The sequence below is a fragment of the Streptomyces sp. NPDC050085 genome (genome assembly GCF_044460595.1).
Classification (GTDB): Bacteria; Actinomycetota; Actinomycetes; order Streptomycetales; family Streptomycetaceae; genus Streptomyces.
In genome coordinates this window covers 45,682-71,714 of the sequence record NZ_JBITJZ010000015.1, presented here as the reverse complement: position 1 = coordinate 71,714, position 26,033 = coordinate 45,682, and the positions used below count along the sequence as shown (strand labels likewise).

22 protein-coding genes and 2 pseudogenes are annotated in these 26,033 nt (G+C 70.5%); 9 read left to right on the top strand and 15 right to left on the bottom strand.

Translation table 11 applies throughout. The features are described 5' to 3' along the window. Positions 1–383 precede the first annotated feature (383 nt). Positions 384–1,586, top strand: coding sequence for an amino acid deaminase/aldolase (locus ACIBUY_RS35805; RefSeq protein WP_365577133.1), 1,203 nt, complete (start codon positions 384–386; stop codon positions 1,584–1,586). Between the two features lie 58 nt (positions 1,587–1,644). On the opposite strand, the gene ACIBUY_RS35800 is transcribed toward ACIBUY_RS35805, so the two are convergent. From ACIBUY_RS35800 to ACIBUY_RS35780, 5 genes are read right to left on the bottom strand one after another with little or no spacing between them, the layout of a single operon-like run. Next, positions 1,645–2,598: a DUF2510 domain-containing protein gene (locus ACIBUY_RS35800; RefSeq protein WP_399154871.1), complete on the bottom strand. Its 954-nt coding sequence runs from the start codon at positions 2,596–2,598 to the stop codon at positions 1,645–1,647. A 28-nt stretch (positions 2,599–2,626) separates the two neighbouring features. Beyond that, on the bottom strand, positions 2,627–3,907 hold the full coding sequence (locus tag ACIBUY_RS35795) for a haloacid dehalogenase-like hydrolase (RefSeq protein WP_399154870.1): 1,281 nt from the start codon (positions 3,905–3,907) through the stop codon (positions 2,627–2,629). A 33-nt stretch (positions 3,908–3,940) separates the two neighbouring features. Beyond that, on the bottom strand, positions 3,941–4,729 hold the full coding sequence (locus ACIBUY_RS35790; RefSeq protein WP_399154869.1) for a 3-oxoacyl-ACP reductase: 789 nt from the start codon (positions 4,727–4,729) through the stop codon (positions 3,941–3,943). Beyond that, the gene (locus tag ACIBUY_RS35785; protein WP_399154868.1) at positions 4,726–6,102 is read right to left on the bottom strand and encodes an aldehyde dehydrogenase family protein; all 1,377 of its coding nucleotides are present in this window, start codon (positions 6,100–6,102) and stop codon (positions 4,726–4,728) included. The genes ACIBUY_RS35790 and ACIBUY_RS35785 overlap by 4 nt, the downstream gene beginning before the upstream one ends. A 10-nt stretch (positions 6,103–6,112) precedes the next feature. Beyond that, complete coding sequence (locus ACIBUY_RS35780) at positions 6,113–7,471, bottom strand: glutamine synthetase family protein (protein WP_399154867.1); 1,359 nt, start codon at positions 7,469–7,471, stop codon at positions 6,113–6,115. 86 nt (positions 7,472–7,557) lie between these two features. Between ACIBUY_RS35780 and ACIBUY_RS35775 the strand changes: the two genes are divergently transcribed. Both ACIBUY_RS35775 and ACIBUY_RS35770 read left to right on the top strand, forming a co-directional pair. Continuing rightward, positions 7,558–8,295 carry an FCD domain-containing protein gene (locus ACIBUY_RS35775; RefSeq protein WP_365577121.1) on the top strand — a complete coding sequence of 246 codons (738 nt, stop codon included), beginning with the start codon at positions 7,558–7,560 and terminating at the stop codon, positions 8,293–8,295. Positions 8,296–8,482: 187 nt separating this feature from the next. After that, a complete protein-coding gene (locus ACIBUY_RS35770) occupies positions 8,483–9,178 on the top strand; it encodes a gamma-glutamyl-gamma-aminobutyrate hydrolase family protein (protein ID WP_365577151.1) in 696 nt (231 codons plus the stop codon). On the opposite strand, the gene ACIBUY_RS35765 is transcribed toward ACIBUY_RS35770, so the two are convergent. Then, positions 9,132–10,121, bottom strand: coding sequence for a phosphotransferase family protein (locus ACIBUY_RS35765; protein ID WP_399154918.1), 990 nt, complete (start codon positions 10,119–10,121; stop codon positions 9,132–9,134). The genes ACIBUY_RS35770 and ACIBUY_RS35765 overlap by 47 nt on opposite strands. Before the next feature lie 110 nt (positions 10,122–10,231). Further along, positions 10,232–11,188: a LysR family transcriptional regulator gene (locus tag ACIBUY_RS35760; protein WP_399154866.1), complete on the bottom strand. Its 957-nt coding sequence runs from the start codon at positions 11,186–11,188 to the stop codon at positions 10,232–10,234. Positions 11,189–11,258: 70 nt separating this feature from the next. Between ACIBUY_RS35760 and ACIBUY_RS35755 the strand changes: the two genes are divergently transcribed. Further along, complete coding sequence (locus ACIBUY_RS35755; RefSeq protein WP_399154865.1) at positions 11,259–12,371, top strand: TDT family transporter; 1,113 nt, start codon at positions 11,259–11,261, stop codon at positions 12,369–12,371. Between the two features lie 33 nt (positions 12,372–12,404). Here ACIBUY_RS35755 and ACIBUY_RS35750 read toward each other — a convergent pair whose 3' ends face one another. From ACIBUY_RS35750 to ACIBUY_RS35730, 5 genes are all read right to left on the bottom strand, one after another. Then, a complete protein-coding gene (locus ACIBUY_RS35750) occupies positions 12,405–13,112 on the bottom strand; it encodes a helical backbone metal receptor (RefSeq protein WP_399154864.1) in 708 nt (235 codons plus the stop codon). Between the two features lie 10 nt (positions 13,113–13,122). After that, positions 13,123–13,710, bottom strand: a complete 588-nt coding sequence (locus ACIBUY_RS35745; protein ID WP_365577114.1) for an XRE family transcriptional regulator — start codon at positions 13,708–13,710, stop codon at positions 13,123–13,125. A gap of 111 nt (positions 13,711–13,821) precedes the next feature. Further along, positions 13,822–14,805 (bottom strand): hypothetical protein, encoded by a 984-nt coding sequence (locus tag ACIBUY_RS35740; RefSeq protein WP_399154863.1) that lies wholly within the window; start codon positions 14,803–14,805, stop codon positions 13,822–13,824. Between the two features lie 110 nt (positions 14,806–14,915). Continuing rightward, positions 14,916–17,528, bottom strand: a complete 2,613-nt coding sequence (locus ACIBUY_RS35735; RefSeq protein ID WP_399154862.1) for an ABC transporter permease/substrate binding protein — start codon at positions 17,526–17,528, stop codon at positions 14,916–14,918. Continuing rightward, the gene (locus tag ACIBUY_RS35730; RefSeq protein WP_365577108.1) at positions 17,521–18,660 is read right to left on the bottom strand and encodes a glycine betaine/L-proline ABC transporter ATP-binding protein; all 1,140 of its coding nucleotides are present in this window, start codon (positions 18,658–18,660) and stop codon (positions 17,521–17,523) included. The genes ACIBUY_RS35735 and ACIBUY_RS35730 overlap by 8 nt, the downstream gene beginning before the upstream one ends. Positions 18,661–18,903: 243 nt before the next feature. On the opposite strand from ACIBUY_RS35730, the gene ACIBUY_RS35725 reads away from it, so the two are divergent. The 4 genes and pseudogenes from ACIBUY_RS35725 to ACIBUY_RS35710 form a co-directional block, all read left to right on the top strand. Continuing rightward, positions 18,904–19,863, top strand: coding sequence for a 5'-3' exonuclease H3TH domain-containing protein (locus tag ACIBUY_RS35725; protein ID WP_399154917.1), 960 nt, complete (start codon positions 18,904–18,906; stop codon positions 19,861–19,863). Between the two features lie 54 nt (positions 19,864–19,917). Continuing rightward, complete coding sequence (locus tag ACIBUY_RS35720) at positions 19,918–20,757, top strand: siderophore-interacting protein (protein ID WP_399154861.1); 840 nt, start codon at positions 19,918–19,920, stop codon at positions 20,755–20,757. Between the two features lie 47 nt (positions 20,758–20,804). Next, entirely contained in the window at positions 20,805–21,041 is a 237-nt protein-coding gene (locus ACIBUY_RS35715; protein ID WP_399154916.1) for a transposase, read from the top strand. An 11-nt stretch (positions 21,042–21,052) separates the two neighbouring features. Then, positions 21,053–21,226, top strand: a pseudogene (locus ACIBUY_RS35710) (transposase); the annotation flags it as partial. 27 nt (positions 21,227–21,253) lie between these two features. On the opposite strand, the gene ACIBUY_RS35705 reads toward ACIBUY_RS35710, so the two are convergent. The 3 genes and pseudogenes from ACIBUY_RS35705 to ACIBUY_RS35695 all read right to left on the bottom strand — a co-directional run bounded on the left by ACIBUY_RS35705 (position 21,254) and on the right by ACIBUY_RS35695 (position 23,989). Next, on the bottom strand, positions 21,254–21,574 hold the full coding sequence (locus tag ACIBUY_RS35705; protein WP_365577104.1) for a DUF6191 domain-containing protein: 321 nt from the start codon (positions 21,572–21,574) through the stop codon (positions 21,254–21,256). A 173-nt stretch (positions 21,575–21,747) separates the two neighbouring features. Further along, positions 21,748–21,998, bottom strand: a pseudogene (locus ACIBUY_RS35700) (ABC transporter permease); the annotation flags it as partial. Continuing rightward, a complete protein-coding gene (locus ACIBUY_RS35695) occupies positions 21,974–23,989 on the bottom strand; it encodes a recombinase family protein (protein WP_399154860.1) in 2,016 nt (671 codons plus the stop codon). The pseudogene ACIBUY_RS35700 and the gene ACIBUY_RS35695, both read right to left, overlap by 25 nt. Before the next feature lie 474 nt (positions 23,990–24,463). Here ACIBUY_RS35695 and ACIBUY_RS35690 point away from each other — a divergent pair, with 474 nt between their 5' ends. After that, on the top strand, positions 24,464–26,029 hold the full coding sequence (locus tag ACIBUY_RS35690; protein WP_399154859.1) for an amino acid permease: 1,566 nt from the start codon (positions 24,464–24,466) through the stop codon (positions 26,027–26,029). Positions 26,030–26,033 lie beyond the last annotated feature (4 nt).

The window sequence follows — 26,033 nt, the reverse complement described above, 5'->3', positions numbered from 1 at the left end:
CGCCATGGGGCTTCCGATTCGATGCGACTGCCGCGCCGTCGTGGTTGCTCGCGCCGTTCCCCGCGCCCCTTACGGGGCCCGTCGGCGGCGGGGTGTCCGGGAAGCGGGCCGATGCCACCGGTGGGGGCGGCGTCTTGGGCAACGGGGGCGCGTCGGCCGGGAGTTCGGGGGTGGGGCGGGGCGGGACCGCGGGCGGGGGTGGGGTCGTGGGACGTGGAGGGACACGTCGGGCTTCCGTGCTCATGCCTCCCCGTTTCCTCAGCCTGCGTCCGCGTCACTCTAACGGGCCCGCCCGTGCGGAGGGTGAATCAGTACGCGGCCGTGGCCGATGTGCCCGGATCGTCCCTCTACCCAGGGGTAATGCGGTCTGGCAGGCTTCGGTCATGACACCGCGCGCCGCCGACCGGGCCCGCTACGACCGGGCCACCGCACATCTCGACGCCCCTGTGGCGATCGTCGACCTGGAGGCCTTCGACGCCAACGCCGACGATCTCGTCCGGCGGGCGGGCGGCAAGCCGATCCGCGTCGCCAGCAAGTCCGTGCGGTGCCGGGCCCTGTTGGAGCGGGTGCTCGCGCGGGACGGGTTCGCCGGGATCATGTCGTTCACGCTGGCGGAGTCGGTGTGGCTCGCGCGGTCCGGGTTCGAGGACGTGCTGCTCGCCTATCCGTCCGCCGACCGGGCCGGTTTCGCCGAGCTCGCCCACGACCCCAAGCTGGCCGCGGCCGTGACCGTGATGGTCGACGACCCGGCCCAGTTGCGCCTCATCGACGAAGCGCGCGACGGCGGGCAGGAGGAGATCCGGGTCTGCCTCGAACTCGACACCTCGTGGCAGGTGCTCGGCGGGCGCGTCAGGATCGGCGCCCTGCGCTCTCCGCTGCGTACGCCGTCCCAATTGGCGGACATGGCACGGGCGGTGGCCCGGCGTCCCGGGTTCCGGCTCGTCGGGATCATGGCGTACGAGGGTCATGTGGCGGGCGTGGGCGACGCCGTCGCGGGGCGGCCCGTGCGGTCGCGGGCGATCCGGCTGATGCAGGCGGCCGCGCGCAAGGAGCTGGCGGTGCGCCGCGCCGAAGTGGTGCGCGCGGTGCGGGCGGTGGCGCCGGACCTGGAGTTCGTGAACGGGGGCGGCACGGGCAGCGTGCAGCACACCGCCGCGGAGGACGCCGTGACCGAGATCGCCGCCGGTTCGGGCCTTTACGTGCCGCGGCTCTTCGACAACTACACGTCCTTCACCGGGCGCCCGGCCGCGCTGTTCGCCCAGCCGGTGGTGCGCCGCCCGGGCGTGGGTGTGGTGACCGTGCTCGGTGGCGGGTACCCGGCGTCCGGCGCCGCGGGACCCGACCGGCTGCCGGTGCCGCATCTGCCGGAGGGGCTGCGCTACGACCCGCAGGAGGGGCCGGGCGAGGTGCAGACGCCGCTGCTCGGTGCGGCCGCCGACGATCTGCTCATCGGGGACAAGGTGTGGTTCCGGCACGCGAAGGCCGGTGAACTGTGCGAGCGGTTCGAGGTGTTGCACCTCGTGTCCGGGGACGCCGTGACGGAGACGGTGCCCACGTATCGCGGCGAGGGCTACACGTTCCTGTAGCCCTTCACGGACTTCACGGACTTCACGGGCTCCACGGGCTTCACGGGCTTCACGGGCTTCACGGAGTCGGGCCTACGCTGCTGCCCACTCCCCCGTCGCCACCCTCGGCGCCCACCGGCCTGATCCCCTTCACGATCGTGTCGAAGTCGGTGAGCGGCGGCGACGCGTCGACGGCGTCGAGCGTGAGCCGGACCGCGACGGGCGCCTCGGAGCCGACGCTGGAGGGGAACACCACGGACTGCACATAGCCGCCCGGGCCCTCGGCCGTCGTGACCTGCCAGCGCACGAGGTAACCCGCGCGTCCGGCGACCGCGACCTGCCGCGAGGCGACGACCTTGTGGGAGGTCATCCCGCCGAAGGGGCGCTGCCCGACGGCATTGGTGTCGTAGGCGCGGTCGGCGGCGTCGGAGACGTCCTTCTCGGCGAGGGTCCGCGGGCTGGTGCCCGCGGCGACGTTGGTCACGGTGTGCGTGGCGACGGTGCCGTGGCGGCACAGGCCGTCGTCGTAGGGGCAGATGTAGGTGCCAGGGGTGGTGAGCAGGACGTCCTCGTCGGCGACGTTCTCGGCCTTCTGCCAGCCGTCGATCACGGGCAGCGTGATGCCGTTGAGCTGGTCGGTGACGCGGGAGGCGTCCTCGCTCGGGGAGGGCGGTGCCGGGGCCGCGCTGCCGGTGGCCGGGGAGGCCGAAGTGGCCTGCTCCGTCGGCCCGTTGTCCGCGGTGGAGCCGGTGGAGCCGTCGTCGTCCTCGAGGACCACGACGGCTCCGACGGCGATCGCGGCGACGAGCGCGATGCCCACCGCGACCACGGCGACGACCTTGCCGCGGCCGCCGCCGCCCGGCTTCTGCACCACGGGGGCGACCGGCATCGGTACCGGACCCGGTACCTGCACCGGCACCGGTACCGGCTGTCTGCGGACCTGCGTCCACGCCGCGCCGTCCCACCAGCGTTCGACGGACGGGTCGCGCGGGTCCGGGTACCAGCCGGGCGGAGGGGCCGATGGACTGCTCATCCCGGCACTGTAGGCCGGGCCCGGAAGCTCAGTACACCGAGTCCCGCTGATCGGGCACGAGGGAGCCGTCGTCCCTGAGCAGCGGCCCGAAACCGCCTTCGGGCTTGTTGTACGCAGCCGTCGAGCAGGGGTACGTCCCGGTCTTCCGCGGCAGCGGCTCGATGAACATGGGGTTGGCGACCCAGCGCCCGTCGGCGTTGTCGTAGGCGCGGCACATGAGCTCGTTCTTGTTCCGGTTGAGCACGAGGTGCGCGCCGGTCGCGTCGCCGACGAACGTCACGTCGGTGTCGGCGTCGCCGCCGCCGAGCGCGATGCGCTTGCCCCAACGCTGCTTGTGCCAGGCCGACTTGCCGTGCACGCCGTAGATCTCCTGGTTGATCCAGCAGCGCTTGCCGTCGATGTAGGGGATGGCCTCGCCCTGGGTGCGGCCGACGCCGCCGCAGCCTTCGTTGTACGTGGTGATGCGGCCCCGGGAGTCCAGGACGGACCGGATGGCGACCGTGTGCGCGCGGTCGATGCCCACTCCCTTCGACCACACCTCGGTGACCGGTTCGGAGCCCGCCGACACGATGTAGACGTCGAACCCGGCCCTCTGCAACGTACGGATCAGATCGCGCTGTTGGTCGTAGTAGCGGACGTAGCCGGGGATGGTGTGCGTGCCCAGCGTCCGGGTCGAGCCGACGGGTGCGGCGAGGGCCTCCTTGCGGGCGGCGGCCGCGTACGACTGGAGCTCGGGGACGGTGTGGCCCGCGAACAGCTGGGGCACCCAGGCGTACTGGGGCACGGTCCGGCGGTGGTTCCAGTCGCCCGCGAAGGCCGCGGCGCCGCTCATGGTCCTGCCGGACTCGCGGATGTTGAAGATCTCGTCCGTGCAGTCGGTGTCGGTGGAGGTGGGCAGCGGGGCGCCGACGGGGACGGCGGTGCCGCAGGCGGCGGTGAGCGCCTTGTCGGCGTCGTCGGTCAGCCACTTGCTGGTCTTCTTCCAGCTCGCGGGCCGCAGGATCTTGTCGTGCTCGAGCGACCAGGCGATGGTGGCGTCGGTGACGTCGTTCTTGGAGACGGTGTTGTCCCAGTCGAACGCGGCGACGGGGCGCGGGCCGTGGTGGCCGTCGCAGGTGCCTCGTTCGTCGATCATCCGCTGGAGCCGATCCCGGTTCTGTCCGTACCAGGGCAGCTTCTTCGACAGCTGCGGGCACTTCTCCGAACCGGTGGGCGCGGACGTGGCGGCGGCCGCAGGAGAGACGAGAGCCGTGGCCACCAGAGCGGTGACCACGGCTGAAGTCCACGCGGCAACATGACTGTTACGCATGTGAGGGGACCGTACACCTACCGGGCGCGCTCCCTACAGAGGCGTGACGTACGCGCCGGAAATCCCGCCGTCCACAAGGAAGTCGGTGGCGTTGACGAAGGACGAGTCGTCGCTGGCGAGGAAGGCGACGGCGGCCGCGATCTCGTCGGCCTCGGCGAAGCGGCCCACCGGGATGTGCACGAGGCGGCGTGCCGCGCGCTCCGGGTCCTTGGCGAACAGCTCCTGCAGGAGCGGGGTGTTGACCGGGCCGGGACACAGGGCGTTGACGCGGATGCCCTCGCGGGCGAACTGCACGCCGAGCTCGCGGGACATGGCGAGGACGCCGCCCTTGGACGCGGTGTACGAGATCTGGGAGGTGGCGGCGCCCATGCGGGCCACGAACGACGCCGTGTTGATGATGGAGCCCCTGCCCTGCTGCCGCATGTACGGGATGGCGGCCTTGCAACACAGGTACACGGACGTGAGGTTGACCTCCTGGACGCGCTTCCAGGCCTCGAGGCCGGTGTCCAGGATGGAGTCGTCGTCGGGCGGCGAGATGCCCGCGTTGTTGAAGGCGATGTCGACCGAGCCGTAGGTGTCGTACGCCGTCTTGAACAGCGCCTCGACCTGCTCGGCGTCGGTGACGTCGACCTTCACGAAGGTCCCGCCGACGGCGTCGGCCGCCTTCTTGCCCGCGGTCTCGTCGATGTCGCCGCAGACGACGTGCGCGCCCTCGGAGGCGAGCCGGTGCGCGGTGGCGAGGCCGATGCCGCTGCCGGCGCCGGTGATGACGGCGGTGCGGCCGACGAGCCGGCGGCAGGTGTTCTCTTGAGCCTGGGTCACTGGGAAGGGCCCTCCGTGCTTTCTGCGCTGATGAAGACGTTCTTGGTCTCGGTGAAGGCGGTGAGGGCGTCGGGGCCGAGTTCGCGGCCGACGCCGGACTGCTTGTAGCCGCCGAACGGGGTCCAATAGCGCACGCTGGAGTGCGAGTTGACGGACAGGTTCCCGGCGCGGACGGCTCCCGACACGCGCAGGGCGCGGCCGAGGTCCCGGGTCCAGATCGAGCCGGAGAGGCCGTACGGGGTGGCGTTGGCGAGGCGGATCGCGTCCTGCTCGTCGGTGAACGGCAGGAGCACGGCGACGGGTCCGAAGATCTCCTCGGTGGCCGCGGTGGAGTCGGCGGCCTCGCCCGTCAGGACGGTCGGCGGGAACCAGAAGCCGGGCCCGGTCGGCGCGCCGCCCCGGATGCCGGGAGCGTCGGAGGGCACCAAGTGCCTTACACGATCGAGTTGTTGACGGGAGATCAGCGGGCCCATCTGCGTCTTCTCGTCGAGCGGGTCGCCGACCACGACCGCTTGCAGGGCCTGCGTGAGCAGCGCCGCGCACTCCTCGTACACGGACTCCTGGACGAGGATGCGGGTGCGGGCACAGCAGTCCTGCCCGGAGTTGTCGAGGAACGAGAAGGGGTCGAGGGCCTTCGCCAGGTCCGCGTCGGCGAACACGACGTTGGGGCTCTTGCCGCCGAGTTCGAGGGTGACCGGCTTGACCTGGGCGGCGCAGCGCTCCATGACCTCGCGGCCGGTGCGGGTCGAGCCGGTGAAGACGATCTTCGCGACGCCGGGGTGGTCGACGAGGGCGCGGCCCGCGACGCCGCCGTGTCCGGGCAGGACCTGGAACAGGTCCTCGGGAAGGCCTGCCTCCAGGGCGAGTTCGGCCAGCCGCAGGGCGGTCAGCGGGGTCGTCTCCGCGGGCTTGAGGACGACCGCGTTGCCGGCCGCGAGCGCGGGGGCCGAGCCCCAGGCGGCGATCGGCATCGGGAAGTTCCAGGGGGCGATGACGCCGACGACGCCGAGCGGCTCGTGGAAGGTGACGTTCCAGCCGCCGGGTGCGGGGATCTGTGCCCCGTTGAGCCGCTCGGCGCCGCCTGCCGCGTACAGCAGCAGGTCGCGTACGTTGCCCGCTTCCCAGCGGGCGTTGCCGAGGAGGTGTCCGGCCTCGCGGACCTCCAACCGGGCGAGTTCTTCGAGGTGTTGGTCGACGGTGTCGGCGAAGCGGCGCAGCAGCCGCGCGCGGTCGGCGGGGGCGGCGGCCGCCCATCCCCGCTGGGCGCGTGCGGCGCGTACGACAGCCGTGTCGACGTCCTCGGCCGTGGCGGCGGGGACGGTGGCGACGAGCTCTTCGGTCGCCGGGTTCAGTACGTGGAGTTCTGCCAGCAAGTCCGGTCCCTCACATGCGTTCGAAGGAGCGGCGCAGCTCCCAGTCGGTGACCGCGGCGTCGAACGCGTCGAGTTCGACCCGCGCCATGTTGCGGTAGTGGGCGACGACCTCGTCCCCGAAGGCGGCCTTGGCGATGGGGCTGTTCTCCCAGAGCTCGGCGGCCTCGCGCAGGGTGGTGGGGACGTGCTCGTACTCGGCGCTGTAGGCGTTTCCCGCGCAGGCGTCGGGGAGTTCGAGCTTGTGCTCGACGCCGTACAGTCCGGCCGCGACCAGGCCCGCGACGGCGAGGTGCGGGTTGACGTCGCCGCCGGGGAGCCGGTTCTCGAAGCGCAGCGAGCGTCCGTGGCCGACGACGCGCAGGGCGCAGGTGCGGTTGTCGTGGCCCCAGGCGACGGCGGTCGGGGCGAAGGAGCCGGGCTGGAAGCGCTTGTACGAGTTGATGTTCGGCGCGTAGAGGAGCGAGAAGTCGCGCAGGGCGGCGAGCTGTCCGGCGAGGAAGTGGCGCATGAGCTCGGACATTCCGTCGGGCCCTGCCATCACGTTCGTACCGTCGGGGTCGGTGAGCGAGAGGTGGATGTGACAGGAGTTGCCCTCGCGTTCGTTGTACTTCGCCATGAAGGTGAGGGCGCTGCCCTCCTGTGCGGCGATCTCCTTGGCGCCCGTCTTGTAGATCGCGTGCTGGTCGCAGGTGACGAGGGCCTCGTCGTAGCGGAACACGATCTCGTGCTGCCCGGGGTTGCACTCGCCCTTGGCGGACTCGACGGTGAGGCCCGCGCCCGCCATCTCGTTGCGGATGCGGCGCAGCAGGGGCTCGATGCGGCCCGTGCCGAGGACGGAGTAGTCGATGTTGTACTGGTTGGCGGGGGTCAGGCCGCGGTAGTTCGCGTCCCAGGCCTGCTCGTAGGTGTCCTTGAAGACGATGAATTCGAGCTCCGTGCCGACCTGGGCGGTGAGGCCGCGCGCGGCGAGGCGCTCCAGCTGGCGGCGCAGGATCTGCCGGGGCGCGGCGACGACGGGCGAGCCGTCCTCCCAGGCGAGGTCGGCGACGAGCATCGCCGTGCCCTCGTTCCAGGGGACGCGGCGCAGGGTGGACAGGTCGGGGTGCATGGCGAAGTCGCCGTAGCCGCGGTCCCAGGACGACATCGCGTAGCCGTCGACAGTGTTCATCTCCGTGTCGACCGCGAGCAGGTAGTTGCAGCCCTCGGTGCCGTGGTGGAGGACCTCGTCGAGGAAGAACCGGGCGGCGAACCGCTTGCCCTGGAGCCGCCCCTGCATGTCGGGGAAGGCCAGGACGACCGTGTCGATCTCTCCGCCCGCCACGAGGGCGTGCAGTTCCTCCACGGCGAGCGGGGGTGTGCGGTCTGCCACGGGAAAGCCTCCTGGGGATGCTTCTGGTCGGCCGAGAGCCATAAGGTATTGCTCAGAACCATTGCTTGGGAAGGGGGTCGGGCCTCATGTCGCGCACGGATGCGGACAGGTATCACGGGGGTGGCCTCGCGACGGTGCTGCGCCCGGTGCGGGCGGGCAACGGGTTCGAGGAGGCGCTGGAGCAGATCCTCCAGGTGGTCCGGCTCGGCCTGGTCCCGGGGGGCGAACGGCTGCCGTCGGAGCGGGAGTTGGCGGACCGGCTCGGCATCAGCCGGGTGACGCTGCGCGAGGTCCTGAAGGTGCTGCAGGACCAGGGGCTCGTCGAGTCCCGGCGCGGGCGCTACGGCGGGACGTTCGTGCTGCCGCGCCCCGAGGCGGCGGGCGAGGACGAGCTGCGGCGCCGGATCAGGGGCGTGGACGTGGAGGACGTCCTGCGCTTCCGGGAGGTCCTGGAGACGGGGGCGGCCGGTCTCTGCGCGGGGCACGGCCTCGACGAGGCGCGGGCGGGGCGGCTGCGCACGGCCCTCGCCGGCACCCATGACGCGCCGCTCGCCGACTACCGCCGCCGGGACACCCTGTTCCACCTCACGCTCGCCGAACTGTCCGGCTCCGCCTCGCTCGCCGCGCAGTACGCGGCCGTGCGCGCGACGGTGAACGAGCTGCTCGACTGCATTCCGCTCCTGGTACGGAACCTGGAGCATTCGCAGCGCCAGCACACCGCACTGGTGGAGGCGGTGCTCGACGGGGACGCGGACGGTGCGCGGGAGATGATGCGCGAGCACTGCGGCGGCACGGCGGCGCTGCTGCGGGGCTTTCTCACGTGACGCCCCACGCGTAAAGGTCTGGGTTCACGCCATTGCCCCATGGCGCCGTTCCCACATGCTGAACGGCACGGTGGGCGGCGCAACGATCTCGTACGCTCCGGTCTTCGAGCGATGTCCGACCTGAACGACCGACCGACCTGAACGTCCGACCTGAACGTCCGACCTGAACGGGGAGCACGGCACCATGGTGAGCAGGCCGCTGATCGGCATCAGCACCTACCTGGAGAAGAAGGCCGCCTGGGGCGTGTGGGAGCTGCCCGCCGCCCTGCTCCCGGTCGGCTATCCGCGGCTCGTTCAGGCCTCCGGCGGGTTCGCCACGATGCTGCCGCCGGACGACCCGCGGCACGCGCCGTCGATGGTGGCCCGACTCGACGGCGTGATCGTCGCGGGCGGCCCCGACGTGGACCCCCAGCGGTACGGGGCCGAGCGCGATCCCCGTACGGGACCCGCCGCGACCGAGCGGGACGCGTGGGAACTCGCCCTGATCCGGGCCGCGTTGACGTCCGGGACGCCACTGCTCGGCATCTGCCGGGGCATGCAGCTGCTGAACGTGGCGCTCGGCGGCACGCTGACGCAGCACCTCGACGGCCACGTGACGGAGGTCGGGGTGTTCGGGCGGCACACGGTGAGCCCGGTGCCCGGGACCCGCTACGGCGACCTGGTCCCGGGCGACACGGACGTACCGACGTACCACCACCAGGCCGTGGACCGGCTCGGCAAGGGGCTCGTGGCGTCGGCGCACGCCGCGGACGGCACCGTCGAGGCGGTCGAACTGCCGGGCATGTCCTGGGTGATGGGCGTGCAGTGGCACCCCGAGATGGGCGAGGACACGCGCGTCACCGAAGGTCTCGTACGAGCCGCTGCGGCACCGCACGGTTTCTGAGCCGCCGCCGCAGCCAGGCCAACGCCGCGTCCCCCTGGGCCCGTTGGAACGGGCGCAGGGTCGGCAGGCCCGGCGGGGCCGGGCGCGCCGCGTGCTCCAGGAAGTACCCGGCGAGGGCCGTCAGCGCCCGGGTCACGCCCTCCGGGTCGGCGGCGCGGCCGAGGGGGTGGGCGGTGAACACGTCCTCGGGGTCGGGGCCGCCCTGCGCGTACACGCACGGCAGCATGATCAGCAGGTCGAGCCAGGGTGCACCCCGCAGGACGTGCGGCCAGTCGACGAAGACGACGCGTTCCGGGGTGAGCAGGATGTTGTCGGCGCGGAGGTCGCCGTGGGCCAGGGTGTCGCCGTCGACGAAGTCGGCCCAGGGGGCGGCGAGTTCGGCGAGGGCGGCGGCGTTGCGGGTGGCCCAGTCGTCGAGGCCTGCGTGGTGCAGCCGGTCGCCCTCCCCGAGCCTGCGCCAGCCGTCGAAGGTCCGGGCGAGGGCCTCGCTCGCGCGGGGTGCCGCGAGCGGCGCGGGGGTGAGCGTGCGGGCCAGTTCCTCGACGGCGTCGAGCACCCGGGTCAACTCGCCCTGGTTCCACGGCACTTCGGGCTGCTTCCCGGCGACGTCCTCGAACGCCAGGGCCACCCAGGTGCCGTCGTCGTAGGCGGCGAGGAGGCGTGGGGCGGGGACGTCCGACGGCAGGGCGGCGGCGTTCTTCGCCTCGGCGCGGTGCAGCGCGGGGCTGTGCGGGTTGGTCTCCGCGCTGACGGCCTTGACGAAGGCGCGGCGGCCGTCGGCGAGCCGGACGCGGGCGGCGACACCGGGCGAGAAGCCGCCGGGCTGGGTGACGGCCTCCTCGACGGGTGCGCCGAGGGCGTCGGCCAGGGCGCTCTTGACCCGGTCGGGGAGGGCGGTCCACAGGGTGCGGGCGCCGGTGGCGGGCGGGGCGGTTCTGGACACCGGGGGCATGGCTCGATCCTGGGGGACGGCGACAGGGGGAGGCCAGCGAATTTCAGGGCCTGGCGTTTGGGGCGGCGCTCGGGTCCCTGAGGCCTGGGGCCTGGGGCCTGTCAGTCGGTCGACCGGGTCAGGCCCAGGAGGTCCCGCGCCGGGCCCACCGGGCGGTGCCCCGTGGGCCAGACCGCCTTGAGGTCCCGGGTGAGGGTGGCGCCCTCCAGCGGGATCCGGATCAGGCGACGGGCGGAGAGTTCCTCGCCCAGGGCCAGTTCGCTGAGGACCGCGGGGCCCGCGCCGCTCACCGCCGCCGCCTTCACGGCGGTCGTGGAGGACAGCTCGATCAGGGGGCGGGCGAGGCCGCCGAGGGCCGCGTCCAGGACCTGGCGGGTGCCCGAGCCCTGTTCGCGCAGGATGAGCGGCGTGGCCGCCAGTTCCTGTGCCGCGAGCGGGCGGCGCCTGCGGGACCAGGGGTGGCCAGGCGCCGTCACCACGATCAGGCGGTCGTGCGCGATGACCGTCGAGTCCAGGCCCGCGGGGACCGAGAGTCCCTCGACGAAACCCAGGTCCGCCTCACCGGACAGCAGCCGCTCGGCGACCGACGTGGAGTTGCCCGCGAGGAGCGACACCGCCGTGTCGGGGCGCGCGGCCCGCAGCGCGATGAGCCAGCGCGGCAGCAGGTACTCGGCGATCGTCATGCTGGCCGCCACCCGCAGCCGCGAGTCCCGCCGGTCGCGCAGCGCCGACGCCCCCGCGTCGAACTCCTCCGCCGCCTCCACGACCCGCCGCGCCCAGTCCGTGACCAGGGCGCCGGTGTCGGTCAGGCGCGAGCCGCGCGGGGAGCGGTCGACCAGGGCCAGACCCAGCTGCCGCTCCATCGACCGGATCCGGCTGCTGGCCGCGGGCTGCGTGATGCCGAGCTCCCGTGCGGCCGCGCCGAGACTGCCGAGGCGGGCCACGGCGAGCAGCAGCTCGAGCGCGCCGAGGTCGGGGACGCGGTGCGCGAGCATGCCGGGCGGTGCCGCGTCGGGGCCGTCCGCCGGGTTCGTGTGCTCTGTGCGCTCCCTGCTCATAAAGCAAGCTTATGTCCCCATAGCGACAACATCGCTGGTGGGGGCCCCGCAGGCGCGAGACCTTGGAGTCATGGTCACCGTCGTCCACCCCAGCACCGTCCCCGGCACCCGTGTCGCCGCCGTCCGCCACCTCGGCCCCAACTGGTACGCCTCCGTCATGGGCACCGCGATCATCGCGAACGCCGGAGCGACGCTGCCGGTGCAGTTCACCGGGTTGCGTACGGCCTGCACGGCGATGTGGGCGCTCTCGTTCGCGGCGCTCCTCGTGCTGCTCACCGCGCGGGCCCTGCACTGGACGCACCACCGTGACCAGGCCCGTGCCCATCTCCTCGACCCGGCGGTGGCCCCCTTCTACGGCTGCCTGTCGATGGCGCTGCTCGCGGTCGGCGGCGGCACCCTCCTGGTGGGCCGGGACTGGATCGGCCTGAACGCCGCGATCGCCGTCGACGCGGTGCTGTTCGTCGCGGGTACGGCCATCGGGCTCGCCGCGGCCGTCGCGGTCCCGTACCTGATGGTGGCCCGGCACCGCATCGAGCCGGGCCAGGCCTCCCCCGTGTGGCTGCTGCCCGTCGTCGCGCCGATGGTGTCCGCGGCCCTCGGCCCGCTGCTCGTACTGCACCTGCCCGCCGGGCAGTGGCAGGAGACCTTCCTCCTGGCCTGTTACGGCATGTTCGGCCTGAGCCTGCTGGCGACCCTCGTCATGCTCCCGGTGATCTTCGCGCGCCTCGTCACCGCGGGGCCCCTCCCCCTGGCGCTGACGCCCACCCTGTTCCTGGTCCTCGGCCCGCTGGGCCAGTCGACCACCGCGGCCAACAAGTTCGCCGACGTCGCGCCCGGCGTGCTCCCCGCCTCGTACGCCCAGGGCTTCACGGCGTTCGCGATCCTCTACGGCGTCCCCGTGATGGGCTTCGCCCTGATGTGGCTGGCGCTCGCCGTGGCGCTGGTGGTGCGGGCCCGCCGCAAGGGCATGGGGTTCGCGATGACGTGGTGGGCGTTCACCTTCCCCGTGGGCACCTGCGTCACGGGCGCGGAGGGCCTGGGCAAGCACACGGGCCTGGCCGCGTTCGACGCCCTGGCCGTCGTGCTCTACGTCGCCCTGGTCGCGGCGTGGGCGGTCGCCGCGGTCCACACGACCCGCGGCCTGCTCGACGGACGCCTGCTGGCACCCCCCGCACGCGGCTGACCACCGGGCCGCCGATCCGTCCCCGGTCCCCGCTCACCGCCCCAGCGCCGTCGCCAGCACCCCTGCCGCTTCCCCCAACGACGGCCCGTACCAGGTGAGATGGCGCCCGCTGACCAGCACCGCGGGCGCCTCGAACGCCTCCGGGCCGTCGTCGGGCGTGAAGCGGTACGGCTCGTCGGGCAGCACCACCAGATCCGGTCGGGTCCCTCTCAACTCGTCGAGGGGGACCCTCGGGTAGCGCTCGGCGTGGTCCGCGTACACGTTGTCCACGCCGAGGCGGGCCAGCAGGTCGCCGGCGAACGTGGCGCGGCCGAGGACCATCCACGGGCGCCGCCAGATCGGTACGACGGCCCGCAACCGGCCCTGAAGGGGCGGCAACCGCAGCCACGCCGTCTCGGCCTCGTCGAGCCAGCGGGGCCGCGCCGACGCCCCGCACGCGCGCAGGGCGCGGTCCAACTCCCTTATGGCCTGCGGCAGTTCGCGTACTTCGGTGACGAGGACCTCGATGCCCGCGGCGCGCAGGGCCGCCAGGTCGGGGGCGCGGTTCTCCTCCTCGTTGGCGAGGACGAGGTCGGGGCGCAGCGCGACGATCGCGGGCACGTCGGGGTTCTTCGTGCCGCCGATGCGGGCCACGTCCAGGCCCGCGGGGTGGGTGCACCACTCCGTCGCGCCGACCAGGACGCCCGGCAGCGTGACGGCGACGGCCTCCGTGAGGGACGGGACCAGGGACACGACCCGCACGGCGGTGGGCCTACTTCGGTCCGGGCTCGTCGACCGCGTCGATGTGCTCGGCGACCGCCACCACGAGGACCCGCGCCTCGGGCACGGTGGCCCGCCACCGGTGCCGTACGCCACCGGTCAGATACAGCGTGTCGCCGCGCACCAGGCGGTACGCGCGGCCCTCCGCCTCCACCTCGACGGCGCCCTCGGTGACGTGCATCAGCACGTCGTTGCGCAGCTGGAACTCGCGGCCCGGGTCGTGGTCGCCCACGAACTCCTGGGCGTGCATCTGGTGGTGCCCGCGCACCAGGGACCGTACGACGAAGCCCTCGCCGCCAGGGCCCGGGGTGTCCTCGACGTCGGTGTCGTCGGCGCGGACGAGGTCCACGGTGCGGGCGGGGTCGGCGGCGGCCAGCAGTTCGACGGCGGTGGTGCCGAGCGCGTCGGCGACCTTCTCCAGGGAGCGGTGGCTGGGCCGGGCCCGCTCGTTCTCCACCTGGCTGAGGAACGGCACCGACAGGCCGCTGCGCGCGGCGACGGCGGAGAGGGTCAGCTCCAGGGAGCGGCGCCGGCGCCGCACGGCCGCGCCCACGCGCAGTGTGTCCTTGTGTTCGTCCACGACTTCCGCTCCCTCCCGCCGTTTGCCTGTTCGTTTGAATGCACCCTACGCATGTTCGCCGGACAGTTTCCTGCGAGCGCGAGAAGCCGTGCGCCCGGATCGGGTCGTGCGCTACAGCTCCCGCCAGTACACGAGCTGCCCCGCCTCCCCCCGCGCCGCGCCCTCCGCGGGGATGAACAGGCTTACCAGCAGTGCGCGGTGACCGCCAGGGTCCGTGAGGACGGTCGCCGAGGGGTTCGCGAAGGACGTCGAGCCGCCCCGGGTGCGCAAGGCCACCCGGTCCGCTCGGCCGGACGCGGGATCGTAAGCGTAGGTGGACCAACTCGAGAAGTCCTCGCGCAGGCGCTGCCCCTCGATGAGCACGAGCGGCCGCCCGGCGAGCCGCAGCGGGGCGCGGTCCCCTATGTTGCCGGTGTTGCCGTACGCCTCTATCGCCCGGTCGAGCCGGTGGTCGGGCGTGGCGTGCCAGGTGGTGAAGTCCCGCAGGGTGGCGGTGAGTTGGCGGTCGGTGTCGCAGTCCGCGCGGTAGTGGCCGGTCAGCTCGACGGTGTCGCCGTGCACGGCGGTGATCGCGGGGGTGCCCTCGGCGCACCTCGACAGGGTGCGGGGCGCGTCGAAGGAGCGGGCGGCCCGCCCCGCGAGCAGGGCACGCAGACCGGCGTATCCGCGTACCGCGATGTGGTTGTCCGGATCCTTCTCGTACGCGAGGACGTAGCCGCCGCGGCCGTCGGCGGCGAGGGCGGGCTGGCTCGACCCGGGGCCGAAGTCGTGGCGGCGCTGCCAGTGCACGAGGTCGGCCGAGGTGGCGACGGCCGCGTGGAAGCGGCCGTCGGGGAGCATCGTGTGGTACACGGCCAGATACGTTCCGTGGCCGCCCTCGGCCGACTGCACGATCTGCGCGGCGTCCATGGTGCGGCCGGTGTCGTCCGTGACTCCGTAGCGGTGCCCGTCCGCCTCGGTGACACTCGCGGCAAGTGCCGCAAAACGGGCAGTCGCCGTCGAGGCCGGGTCGGCGTCGGCGGCGATCAGCTGCGTCAGGGGCAGCAGGGCGGCGAGCGCGGTGGCGGCGAGGGCGCGGAGCCGGGCGGCGGTCACGGTGCCCCCGAGCGTACGAACGCGGGGCCCGCGGACGGAACGGCACGAGGGGTGGGTTCGCTCACAGCCGTGGCTGCGAGCGGACCCACCCCTCGTTCAGGACGCGTCGGTCAGGAAGCAGTCATCCGCTTCTCGACCTCCGGGTGCGTCTCGAGCCAGGAGGCGACTGCGTCCTCCTCGTGGCCCTGACCGCCCTTCTTGATCTCGGCCTCCAGGGTGCCCAGCTCGTCCTCGCTCATCTTGAAGTCCTTGAACCACTTCGTGAGCTGCGGGTACTTGGCCGGGAAGTCCTTGTTGGTGATGGTCCGGATCGTGTTGCCCTCGCCGAACTTCTTCTTCGGGTCGGCCAGCTTGGTCAGGTCGTACTCGCTGTACGCCCAGTGCGGCGACCAGAGCACGACCGCGATCGGCTCCTTCTTCGCATAGGCGCGCTTCAGCTCGGCCAGCATCGCCGGCGTGGAACCGTCGACGACCTTGTACTCCTTGTCCAGGCCGTAGCCGGGCAGGACGTCCTTCTTCAGGAGGTTCATCTCGCCGGTGCCCGGCTCGATGCCGATGATCTTCCCGTCGAAGGTCTTGCCCTTGCCCTTCAGGTCCGCGAGGGACTTGACGTCCTTCACGTAGGACGGAACGGCGATCTCCAGCGAGGTCGGGCTGTACCAACTGCCCAGGTCCTTCAGGTTCGCCTTGTTCGCGTTCCAGTAGTTGCTCTGCGCGTACGGCAGCCAGGCGTCGAAGTTGACGTCGAGGTCACCGCTGCCGAGGCCGGTGTAGACCGGGCCGACGTCCATCTGCTTGAGGTTCAGCTTGTAGCCGCGCTTCTCCAGCACGTTCTTCCACAGGTACGTGACCGCGATGTCCTCGTCCCAGGCGAACCAGGCGACGTTCACGGGGTCCTTGGAGTCGGACCCGGTGCCCTGCTTCTTCTGCACCGGCGCCAGCTTGTCGACGACGCCCGGGTTCTTCTTCAGCCACGCCTTGACGGCGTCCTGCTGCTTGCCCTTGGCCGCCTTGTTGATCTCGGCCTCGAGACTCGTGAGCTGCGACTCGCTCATCTTGAAGTCCTTGAGCCACTTGGCGACCTCGGGGTTGTCGTCGCCGAAGCCCTTGCGGGACAGCGTGTGCACGCCGTCGCCCTTGCCCCAGACGCCCTTCGGGTCCTTGAGCTTCTTCAGGTCGTAGTCGTTGTACGCCCAGTGCGGCGACCAGAGCGGGACGACGATCGGCTGCTTCTTGGCGTACGCGCGCTTCAGCTCGGCCAGCATCGCCGGCGTGGAGCTGTCGACGACCTTGTACTCCTTGTCGAGGCCGTACGCCTTGAGGACCTTGCTCTTGAGCAGCGACGTCTCACCGGCGCTCGCCTCGATGCCGGTGATCTTGCCGCCGAACTTGGCGCCCTGGCCCTTGAGGTCCTCGAGCGAGTCGATGCCCTTCATGTAGGCGGGCACCGTCAGCTCGAGGGACGTCTCGCCGTACCAGGCGCCGAGGTCGTCGAGGTCCTTGCCGTACTTCTTCCAGTACTGCGCGTGCGTGGTCGGCAGCCAGGAGTCGGTCTCGAAGTCGACGCTGCCCTGGGCGAGCGACGTGTACAGCGGGCCCGCGTCGAACTGCTTCGCCTCGACCTGGAATCCGCGCTGTTCGAGGATCTCCTTCCACAGGAAGGTGGAGGCGACGCCCTCGTCCCACGGGATGTAGCCGATGGTGACCTTCTTGCCCTGGCCGACGTTCGTGGCGTCGTCCGCTGCGCTCGTCGACGACGAACCGCCGAAGACGCCCATGCCGCCCGCGACGAGCGCGAGGACCACGACACCGACCACGGCGACGGCCGGACGGGGACGGTACGACCAGATCTTCAGGCCCTGCGTGGCGCGCAGCTTGTGCAGCGCGCGGCGGCCGAGCGGCGAGACCTGCTGACCCAGCGAGCTGGTCATCCGGTCCAGGTAGATCGCCAGGATGACGATCGCGATGCCGGACTCGGCGCCGAGGCCGACGTTCAGCTGGCCGATCGCCTGGTTGACGTCGGCACCGAGGCCCTCGGTGCCGACCATGCCCGCGATGGCGGCCATGGACAGACCGAGCATGATGACCTGGTTGACACCGGCCATGATCGTCGGCAGGGCGAGCGGCAGCTGTACGCGCAGCAGGGTGTTGCCCGGCGTCGTGCCGAACGCGGCGGCCGCCTCGACCAGTTCCTCGTCGACCTGCCGGATGCCCAGCTCGGTCATGCGGACGCCCGGGGGCACCGCGAAGATCAGGGTCGCGACGATGCCCGCGGGGGCGCCGGAGCCGAAGAACAGGATGGCCGGGATCAGGTAGACCATCGCCGGCAGCGTCTGCATCAGGTCGAGCACCGGCTTGAACAGGCCGCTGACCCGGTCCGAGCGGGCCGCCCAGATGCCGAGCGGGACACCGATGACGAGCGCGATCAGCGTCGAGACGAGGACCAGCGCCAGCGTCTGCATCGCGTGGTCCCACAGTTCCAGGTTCTCGATGAACCAGAAACCGACGAAGGTGAGGACACCCGCGACCGTGCCGCGCAGCCAGAAGGCGATGACGGCGAAGATGCCCGCGAGGAGCAGGGGTTCGGGGGCCTGCAGCACGTCGACGATGGTGTTGTAGATGCCGTCGAAGCAGGTCTTGAGGAAGTCGAAGAGCCAGCCCATGTGGTCGAGCATCCAGTCGACCACGCTGTTGACCCAGTCACCGAAGGGAATCCTAGGCACCGGCGTTCACCTTCTCGACCGGTCCGTCGCCCTCGCCGCGAGGCGTCGGGACGGCGTCCTTCGGTCCGTTCTTGACGAGACTCCTGGCCTCGCCGTCGCTCTCCACGGTCTTCATGGGCTCGCCGAGCACGGCGAGCAGGCGGGCCCGCGGGACGACCCCGACGAGCTCGCCCTGCTCGTCGACCACGGACACCGCGACACCGCTGGTGGAGCACGGCGTGAACAGGTCGATGATCGGGGTGTCCGTGGTGACCGTCGCCGGTGCCGCGGACTTGTCGTAACCCTTCTCGGGCGCGCCCATGATCGCGCCCGCGGTCAGCACGCGGGAGCGGTCGACGTCCTGGGTGAAGGACGCGACGTAGTCGTTGGCGGGGGTGACGAGGATGTCCTCGGCGGTGCCGATCTGGACGATGCGGCCGTCGCGCATGACGGCAATGTTGTCGCCCAGGCGCATGGCCTCGTTCAGGTCGTGGGTGATGAAGACGATGGTCTTCTTCAGGGTCTTCTGCAGTTCGAGCAGCTGGTCCTGCATGTCGCGCCGGATCAGCGGGTCGAGCGCGCTGAACGACTCGTCCATCAGCAGCAGGTCGGCGTCGGTGGCGAGCGCCCGGGCCAGGCCCACGCGCTGCTGCATACCGCCGGACAGCTCGTCGGGGAAGGACTTCTCCCAGCCCTCGAGCCCGGCGAGGCGCAGCGCCTCCGTGGCCCGTTCGTTGCGCTCGGCGCGCGGCACGCCCTGGACCTCGAGGCCGTACGCCGCGTTCTCCAGGACGGAGCGGTGCGGGAACAGCGCGAAGTGCTGGAAGACCATGCTGATCTTCGTCGAGCGGACCTCGCGCAGCTCACGGGGCGACAGCTGCGTCAGGTCCTGGCCGTCGAAGCGGACGTGTCCCGCGGTGGGCTCCAACAGTCCGTTCAGCATGCGCAGAAGGGTGGACTTGCCGGATCCCGACAGACCCATGACGACGAAGATCTGGCCGGGCTCGACGGTGAAGGACGCGTCGATCACGGCGGCAGTGGTGCCGTCGGCGCGCAGTTCCTCACGGTCGGCTCCGCGGCGGAGCTTCTCCACCGCCTCATCGGGTCGTCTGCCGAACACCTTGTACAGGTCTTCGGCTTCAAGCCTGGACACATACACCTCTCGGGTCGAACCAAGACGGCCCGCCTCCCCCGCCGGCGGGCCGTGGAGCAACGCGGGGTCGGCCCGCCTGGACCCGATCGGCCGTTCAATAGTTGAACGTGCGACCGGGTTCGCTCCGGGTCGGCGCCTGCCCGGGCTTATGCCGATCAAACAGAAGAGTGGTCCAGTTCACACGGCGTTCACGGTTGCACACGAGTCCCGCACAGCCCGTGACTGTCAGTGCCGTGCGGCATGATGCGGGGCGTGACCCAGGAAACCTCGGCCCAGCAGCGCCTGATGCTGCTCGACACCGCGTCCCTGTACTTCCGGGCCTACTTCGGGGTGCCGGACTCCGTGAAGGCCCCTGACGGCACCCCGGTCAACGCGGTGCGCGGGCTGCTCGAATTCATCACCCGGCTCGTCCACGACCACCACCCCACGCACCTGGTGGCGTGCATGGACGCGGACTGGCGTCCGCAGTGGCGCGTCGACCTCATCCCCTCGTACAAGGCGCACCGCGTCGCCGAGGAGACGGCGGACGGGACGCCGGACGGTTCCAGTACCGAGGAGATCCCCGACACGCTCTCCCCGCAGGTGCCGGTCATCGAGGCCGTGCTCGACGCGGTGGGCATCGCACGCGTGGGCGTGGCGGGGTACGAGGCGGACGACGTGATCGGCACGTTCACCGGCCGGGCGAGCGGCCCGGTCGACATCGTCACCGGCGACCGCGACCTGTTCCAGCTCGTCGACGACAAACTGGAGCGCCGCGTCCTCTATCCGGTCAAGGGCGTCGGCACGCTGCAGATCACGGACGAGGACCTGCTGCGCGAGAAGTACGGGGTGGACGGCTCCGGTTACGCGGACATGGCGCTGCTGCGCGGCGACCCGAGCGACGGCCTGCCGGGCGTGCCCGGCATCGGCGAGAAGACGGCCGCGAAGCTGCTCGCGCAGTACGGCGACCTCGCCGGGATCATGGCCGCCGTCGACGACCCGAAGTCCAAGCTGACGCCGACGCAGCGCAAGCGGCTCGACGAGTCGCGGCCGTATCTGGCGGTGGCGCCGAAGGTGGTCCAGGTCGCGGGCGACGTACCGCTGCCGGACGTCGACACGGCACTGCCGCGGGCGCCTCACGACCCGGCCGCGGTCGAGGAGTTGGGCGCCCGCTGGGGCTTGGGCGGATCTTTGCACCGGCTCCTCGCCACGCTCGCGGAGTGAGGTGTTAACTTAGGTTTACCTAAGTAGCCAGTGTTGGATCGAGGGAGACCGCCCATGGCCGAGCGCCCCGCACGCAAGCCCCGCAAGGCCCGCTCCGCGCAGGTCGTGCGCACCGAGCGGCTCACCCCGCACATGCAGCGGGTGGTGCTCGGCGGGGACGGGCTCGCGGACTTCCCCGAGCTCGAACACACCGACCACTATGTGAAGTTGCTCTTCGCCCCGGCCGGGGTGACCTACGCCGAGCCGTTCGACGTGGAGCGGATCCGGGAGGAGCTGCCGCGCGAGCAGTGGCCCGTGACGCGTACGTACACGGTGCGCGCCTGGGACCCGGCCGCGCGGGAGCTGACCCTCGACTTCGTGATCCACGGGGACGAGGGCCTGGCCGGACCGTGGGCGGCGTCCGTCGCGCCGGGCGAGACGGTGCACTTCATGGGCCCGGGCGGCGCGTACAGCCCCGATGCCTCGGCGGACTGGCACCTGCTCGTCGGCGACGAGAGCGCGCTGCCGGCCGTGGCCGCGGCCGTGGAGGCGCTGCCCGAGGGCGCGCGGGCCCATGTCTTCCTGGAGGTCGAGGGCCCCGAGGAGGAGCAGAAGATCGACTCCTCCGTCGAGGTCACCTGGCTGCACCGCTCGGGCCGCCCGTCCGGCCAGGCCCTGATCGCTGCGGTCACCCAACTCGACTTCCCCGAGGGCCGGTTGCACGCGTTCGTACACGGCGAGGCGGGCTTCGTGAAGGAGCTGCGCCGCCATCTGCGGATCGACCGCGGTGTCGCCCGGGAGGACCTGTCGATCTCCGGGTACTGGCGGCTCGGTCACAACGAGGACGGCTGGCAGGCCTCGAAGCGGGACTGGAACGCACAGGTGGAGGCCGAGCAGGAGCCTCCGGCGGCATAGAGGCTGTCTCAACTGGCCTGATCGTTAGGGTGGCGGTCGTGATCGCGATGGGGGAACGTCTGGTGCCGGACGGCGTGTGGGAGCTGTTCCACCAAGTGGTGCCAGCCGCCCCGATACGTCCTCAAGGCGGAGGCCGACGCTGGCATGGAGACCGGCAGGTACTGACGGCCATCGTGTTCGTGGCCACGACGGGTTGCACATGGCGCCAACTGCCGTCTGGCTTCGGCCCTTCTGGGTCGACCGCACACCGACGATTCACCGAGTGGAGCAAGGCCCGGGTCTGAGGAAAGCTCCACCCCGCATCGCCCGCAGAGGAGTTGATAGGTCCGAACGACTGGGCCGTCATCGTTGGACCGTGGAACGGACGGTGGCGTGGCTGGCGGGCTGTCGGCGTCTTCACCGTCGGTACGAGCGCGAAGCCGAACACTTCCTGGCCTTCGTCGGGATCGCGGCCACCTTGATCTGCTAACGCAGGCTCAGCCTGTCATCTGGTCTTTCATTGGCGCTTACGGACCACGGCTGTTCCCGCGTCCAGGTCGATCCCCATCTTCGGCGGAGCGCCGTCGAGTGTGTCGTCTCGCAGGACAAGTTGCTCCTGTCGTCGCTCAAGCTGCACACGTTTGTTGGCGTTCAAGAACGCATGTAGTTCATCGGTGACTGTGGCGCCGACACCCAACCCGCTGGCGGGTGTTCGGGCCCTCAAAAGGCGACACAGCCACTTGGGGCGCCCGATCCGCACCAGTACATGCCGGATCGACGCCAGCATGAACGGGACAAGCACTAACACCGCCATGGTCAGTAGCCCCGACATCATCATGCTGATTCAACGTCTTGATCATGCGCCCGGTTCCAACGAGCGCAGCTGCCTCTCTGCATATACGGCTGCCCAAAAGCCGGGCCAGATGCACCAGTTGAGATGACCTCTTAGCCGTTTCGGGTGGCGCCCCGCGGCGGGGCCGCGTATCGACACGACCCCGCGCCCCTGCCGGGTCACACCTTCCGCTGGTACGACCTGAACGTCCGGGTCGACGCCCGCACCGCCACGGTCGCGAGAGCGAGCGGCGCGCCGCCCCGCGACCACACGTCCCCCAGACGGGATCCGCCGCCATCGCCGAACGGACCGCCATCATCGCCCAGTTGAGCGGGTTGAAGTCGGCGACGTCCCGCATCCAGTCCAGCATCTGCGAGGGCGCCATGAACGCCGAGGACAGGATGATCAGCGGCAACAGGAACGTGTTGACGACTGTGTGCCAACACAGTCCCTCTCACACGTGTCGCCGGCCTCCTCCTGCACCTCATCCAGACGCGAATCGAGGTCGACGGACACGTCCATCGAGGGAAGCTGGTACGCAGGCGCCAACAGGGTTCCTGTGTAGGCCCCCAGACTCAGGATCGCCTGCGCCCAGATGCCGTTCTTCAGCCAAGCAGTCGCGTTGTTGTAGACGGTCTGCCAGCGTCCGAACTGCTCTGATGGAAGCTCGTTCCAGCAGATCCCATTACGGAGCTTGTAAAGCGTGGCATCCATCACCAAGCGACGATCCACTGCACGCCCACGAGCCTTCCGAGGAGGGAAGAATTCTTCCATCTGCTCCCACTGCCCGTCTGTAATGGCGTCTGGGATGGTCAGGCTCTGCTCCTCAAACCAGGCCTCGAACGGACAACCGCCAGGACGCACTTGTCCAGGCACATCGCTGATGATATCGATTCGGACATCGAGCATTTCGAAGAGTTCAAGTTTGTCAGCGAAGGGGAAGTCTTCATCCTGGAGGTTCATCTTCTTCGCCAGGCTGATGATGTCGCGCACGCGAGCCTCTTGGCGCTCCGTCTCCACCAACCGCTTCAGCGTGTCCTCTCGGAGGGACTGGAGCTGGTTCTCCTTTTCTTCGAGTGCATTCCTCAGGTCTTCGACAGCCCTCCCGTCAACTTCGCCATCTCCGTCCTCTTCGAGGGCGTCGACAAGGAGCACGAGCCTGGTCTGGCGCGACTTACGCTTTTTCTCGATTTGCGCATCGAGTTCAGCGAGCCTCTCACGGTAGACAGTGGCGTGGGCGGGAAGAGCGCCAAGCCACGCTTCTGCAAGCGCCTGAAAATTTTTGTGATTTCCCACTCGTGCGGCAACTGCTGCCCATACAGCCTTGTCGAGAATCGGGGCGTCGATCTCCTTGCAGTTGCACTTGCCTTCAGCGTCGTCGTCGTAGATGCGACCGGTGCACTGGTAGCGAACGAGGTCCCGGTTCTTCCGATACGAACCAACGTAGTGATGCCCACAGACTCCATACAGGGAGCCGCTCACGAGGTACTCGCGACTGTCCGACTTCGAGAAGGATCTGCGGGCGAGAGCGGCACGAACGGCTTTTGCTCGTTCCGGCGTGAGTCCACATGGCACGGGGATCCGCACTGTCTCGCCGTAGAGGGGGTTTCCTTTCTCATCGAGGCGGACACCTCTCTTTCCGCCTCGCTCGGTGTTGCGGTAGATGACGTACCCGTCGAGCGCTGTTGCGTAGTACTTCTGAATCAGGTTGCCGCCCGTCCAGGGCTTGCCGCTCCGTGTAAACATTCTTCGCGCGTTGAGCTTTTCGGCTGCCTCATCTCCGCTGCATTTTTCATCGACGATGAACACAGCACCCTGTTCCAGGATGCCTGCCTCGACGTCACAGACCACGGGAAACTTCTCGCCTGGCTTTCCTTCGAGCTTCGTACCGTAGGGTGCGGGGCCTCCAGGCCATCCTCCGTCTCCCAGCCTCCGCTCGCGGCCACCCATGGTTCGTTCGAGGATGAGTGTGTGCTCGGTCTCTGCCATGTAGGCGAGCAGGCCGAGTTGGATCCCGAACATGTCGTCTTCGGAGTCAATCCGGCCGTCCGCAGTGGCTACGCGTACGCCCGACTTGGTGGTGTGGTAGACCCAGAGGTGGATGTCGCTCATCGCGCGGCCGATGCGGTCAAGTTTGCCGAAGACCACGAGGTCGTACTGACCGTCGTTGATTGCCTCGTTGAGGATGTCGAAGTTCGGGCGCGACGCCAGCTTCCCGCTTACGCCACCGTCGCTGTAGACCTTGATGACGGTGTACCAGCCCTTGCCAATCTTGTAGTCCAGCCAGGCGTGGCACTGCTCTTCCTGCGCCCGAAGTCCGTACCCCTTGACCTGTTTTGCGGTTGAGACTCGCAGGTAAATCGCAACCCTGAGCGGGCCGATGGGCCTGCTACGTCCAGGCGCGACGGTACGCTTACCCATGTCAGTCCCTCCAGACTGGCCAGACCCCGGGGTTATGCCGACCGCCGGGGTCACCCATGCGCATACCGGGCATCGTATGCCAACCCCCTCTCGTTCACAGTGAGTTGCGGTTAAGCCGCCTCGCCTGCGTCAAGCTGCGACTCAAGGGAGCGGAGCAGGATCTCGGCAAGACTGCTCCGCTCGTCTGAAGTCCAGCCTCTCGAGCATCGAGTACTCCTGGGTGGGCACGGCCAGCAGGTCGGACAGCCACTCGACGACCTCCTCGCGACCCACCTCCGTGATGCCCTGCGGGTCGGTCAATACGCGATGCATCGCGAGAAGGCCCTGCGGGCCGGAGTGAGGACTTGGGCGCCGCCTCGACATGGCCGCGTCATGCGGAGGAAACGGGCCGCCCCTAATTTCTGTCGCCCGACAGGAACTCTTTCGGCTCCTCCTGCTCCTCCTGCTCCCCCGGCCCTGAAGGCAGGTGCACCCGTGACCACCCTCGCCCCGTCCGACGACCACCCTTCGCCCCCAACCTCCGACGACCCCCTGCTCACGGAGTTCGGCTACCGGCAGGAGCTGCACCGCAGCCTCGGCCGGTACGCCTCCTTCGCCGCGGGCTTCTCCTTCATCTCCGTCCTGACGACCGTCTTCCAGTTCTTCGCCGTGGGCTTCGGGTTCGGCGGCCCCGTCTTCTTCTGGACCTGGCCCGCCGTACTCGTCGGGCAGCTCCTGGTCGCGGCCTGCTTCGCCGAGCTCGCCGCGCGCTACCCGCTCTCGGGGGCGATCTACCAGTGGTCGTCCCGTCTCGCGACCCCGGCGTTCGGCTGGTTCGCGGGCTGGATCATGGTGATCGGGCAGATCGTGGTCGTCGCCGCGGCCGCGCTCGCGCTGCAGATGGTGCTGCCGCCGCTGTGGTCCGGCTTCCAGCTGCTCGGCGGCGACCCGGCGCCCACCTCACCGAGCGGCGCGGCGAACGCGGCGGTCCTCGGCGTGCTCCTGCTGGCGCTGACGACCCTGGTGAACCTCCTCGACAACCGGGTGATGTCGCTGATCAACCGGGTCGGCGTCACCGCCGAGATCATCGGCGCCGTCCTCATCGTCGTGCTGCTCCTGACCCATGCCGAGCGCTCCCCCGGCATCACGCTGCACACGGGCTCCGCGGGCCAATCCGGGCTCCTGGCCGCGCTGTTGACGGGTTCGCTCACCGCCGCGTACGTCCTGATCGGCTTCGACAGCGCGGGCGAGATGAGCGAGGAGACGCGCGATCCGCGCCGCACGTCGCCGCGCACGATCCTCACCGCGCTCGGTGCCGCAGGCCTGCTCGGCGGGCTCCTGGTGCTCGGCGGCATCCTCGCCGCGCCGAGCCTGACCGACGGGCGCCTCGCGACGGACGGCCTGAGTTACGTCCTGACCAGCAGCCTCGGCGACGGCATCGGCCGCGCGCTGCTCGCGGACGTCGCGATCGCCATCGCCGTGGCGACCCTCGCGATCCAGACGGCGGCGTGCCGCATGCTGTTCTCGATGGCGCGCGACGGGGTGCTGCCGGGGTCCCGGCAGCTGTCCCGGGTCAGCCCCCGCACCGGCATGCCGACCGGCCCCGCCCTGGTCGTCGGCGCGCTCGCGGCGCTGCTGCTCCTGCTCAACTTCGCCTCACCCGACGCGTTCCTGGCGATCGGCACGACGTGCATCGTGCTGCTGTACCTGGCGTACGCGATGGTGACCGGCCCGATGCTGCTGCGCCGGCTGCGCGGCCAGTACGCCGGCGCCGGGGCGGACGGCACCGACGAGGCGGGCCGCCCCCTGTTCTCCCTGGGCCGCTGGGGACTGCCGGTCAACGCGCTCGCCCTGCTCTACGGCCTGGTCATGACGGTCAACCTCGCCTGGCCGCGCGCCACGGTGTACGACCCGGCGGGCGGGCACTGGTACTTCCAGTGGTTCACGGTGTTGTTCCTGGCCGGGACGGTGGCGGCGGGCGCCGGGTACCGCCGGTGGCGGCAGCCGCGCGGGACTTCCGCGGCGGAACAGGTGACGAAGGCCCCTTCCCCGGCCGCGTGAAAGC

Bases quoted from the DNA above. Each gene is read 5' to 3' on its own strand.
- ACIBUY_RS35805 (WP_365577133.1), top strand. From the start codon at position 384: ATGACACCGCGCGCCGCCGACCGGGCCCGCTACGACCGGGCCACCGCA.
- ACIBUY_RS35800 (WP_399154871.1), bottom strand. From the start codon at position 2,598: ATGAGCAGTCCATCGGCCCCTCCGCCCGGCTGGTACCCGGACCCGCGC.
- ACIBUY_RS35795 (WP_399154870.1), bottom strand. From the start codon at position 3,907: ATGCGTAACAGTCATGTTGCCGCGTGGACTTCAGCCGTGGTCACCGCT.
- ACIBUY_RS35775 (WP_365577121.1), top strand. From the start codon at position 7,558: ATGTCGCGCACGGATGCGGACAGGTATCACGGGGGTGGCCTCGCGACG.
- ACIBUY_RS35760 (WP_399154866.1), bottom strand. From the start codon at position 11,188: ATGAGCAGGGAGCGCACAGAGCACACGAACCCGGCGGACGGCCCCGAC.
- ACIBUY_RS35755 (WP_399154865.1), top strand. From the start codon at position 11,259: ATGGTCACCGTCGTCCACCCCAGCACCGTCCCCGGCACCCGTGTCGCC.
- ACIBUY_RS35725 (WP_399154917.1), top strand. From the start codon at position 18,904: ATGCGGGGCGTGACCCAGGAAACCTCGGCCCAGCAGCGCCTGATGCTG.
- ACIBUY_RS35720 (WP_399154861.1), top strand. From the start codon at position 19,918: ATGGCCGAGCGCCCCGCACGCAAGCCCCGCAAGGCCCGCTCCGCGCAG.
- ACIBUY_RS35715 (WP_399154916.1), top strand. From the start codon at position 20,805: ATGGGGGAACGTCTGGTGCCGGACGGCGTGTGGGAGCTGTTCCACCAA.
- ACIBUY_RS35705 (WP_365577104.1), bottom strand. From the start codon at position 21,574: ATGATGATGTCGGGGCTACTGACCATGGCGGTGTTAGTGCTTGTCCCG.
- ACIBUY_RS35695 (WP_399154860.1), bottom strand. From the start codon at position 23,989: ATGGGTAAGCGTACCGTCGCGCCTGGACGTAGCAGGCCCATCGGCCCG.